We start from the raw sequence: 1,434 nt of genomic DNA, 5'->3' as shown, positions 1-1,434 counted from the left end.
CCCGTGACTGGGCCACCGCCGCCCGCGAGGGCACCACCATCGCCCCCCTCATCACCCGCCTCAACACCATCCGGCGCACCCACCCCGCACTGCACCGGCTGCGGAACCTCCACTTCCACCACACCGACAACGACGCGCTCATCGCGTACAGCAAGCGCGTCGGGTCGGACGTCGTCCTGGTGGTCGCCAACCTCGATCCGCATCGCACCCAGGAGGCCACGATCTCGCTCGACATGCCGCAGCTCGGCCTGGACTGGCACGAGTCGGTGCCGGTCCACGACGAACTCACGGACGAGACCTACCACTGGGGCCGCACGAACTACGTGCGGCTGGAGCCCGGCCGGGCCCCCGCCCACGTCTTCCACCTCCGCCGGCCCTCCGCCGCCGCGCCCCGGAACGAAGGGTCCGCAGCCTCATGACCGTGAACGAGCCCGTGCCGGACAAGTTCGAGGACACCCCCGCCAAGGACCGGGACCCCGACTGGTTCAAACGAGCCGTCTTCTACGAGGTCCTCGTCCGCTCCTTCCAGGACAGCAACGGCGACGGCGTCGGCGACCTCAAGGGCCTGACCGCCAAGCTGGACTACCTGCAATGGCTGGGCGTGGACTGCCTGTGGCTCCCGCCCTTCTTCAAGTCACCGCTGCGCGACGGCGGCTACGACGTCTCCGACTACACCGCCGTCCTGCCCGAGTTCGGCGACCTCGCCGACTTCGTGGAGTTCGTGGACGCCGCCCACCAGCGCGGCATGCGCGTGATCATCGACTTCGTCATGAACCACACCAGCGACCAGCACCCGTGGTTCCAGGAGTCCCGCAAGAACCCCGACGGCCCCTACGGCGACTACTACGTCTGGGCCGACGACGACACCCGCTACGCCGACGCCCGCATCATCTTCGTCGACACCGAGGCGTCCAACTGGACCCACGACCCGGTCCGCGGCCAGTACTACTGGCACCGCTTCTTCTCCCACCAGCCGGACCTCAACTACGAGAACCCGGCGGTCCAGGAGGAGATGCTGGCCGCGCTCAAGTTCTGGCTCGACCTCGGCATCGACGGCTTCCGGCTGGACGCCGTGCCCTACCTGTACGCCGAGGAGGGCACCAACTGCGAGAACCTGCCCGCCAGTCACGCGTTCCTCAAGCGGGTGCGCCGCGAGATCGACGCGCAGTACCCGGACACGGTGCTGCTGGCCGAGGCCAACCAGTGGCCGGAGGACGTCGTCGACTACTTCGGCGACTACGCCTCCGGCGGCGACGAGTGCCACATGGCGTTCCACTTCCCGGTGATGCCGCGGATCTTCATGGCCGTGCGCCGCGAGTCCCGCTACCCGGTCTCCGAGGTCCTCGCCAAGACCCCGGCGATCCCGTCCGGCTGCCAGTGGGGCATCTTCCTGCGCAACCACGACGAGCTGACCCTGGAAATGGTCACCGACGA

At 68.5% G+C, this 1,434-nt stretch carries 2 protein-coding genes; both read left to right on the top strand.

Translation table 11 applies throughout. The features are described from left to right. A partial coding sequence (locus BZZ08_RS38410; protein ID WP_133169283.1) for a DUF3459 domain-containing protein occupies positions 1–419 on the top strand: 419 nt, incomplete at its 5' end. Then, positions 416–1,434: alpha-amylase family glycosyl hydrolase (locus tag BZZ08_RS38405; protein WP_241965669.1), on the top strand; the 1,019-nt coding region annotated here is incomplete at its 3' end. The genes BZZ08_RS38410 and BZZ08_RS38405, both read left to right, overlap by 4 nt.

The sequence above is a fragment of the Streptomyces sp. MH60 genome, assembly GCF_002939385.1.
GTDB lineage: Bacteria > Actinomycetota > Actinomycetes > Streptomycetales > Streptomycetaceae > Streptomyces.
This window is presented reverse-complemented; position numbering and strand designations above follow the sequence as displayed.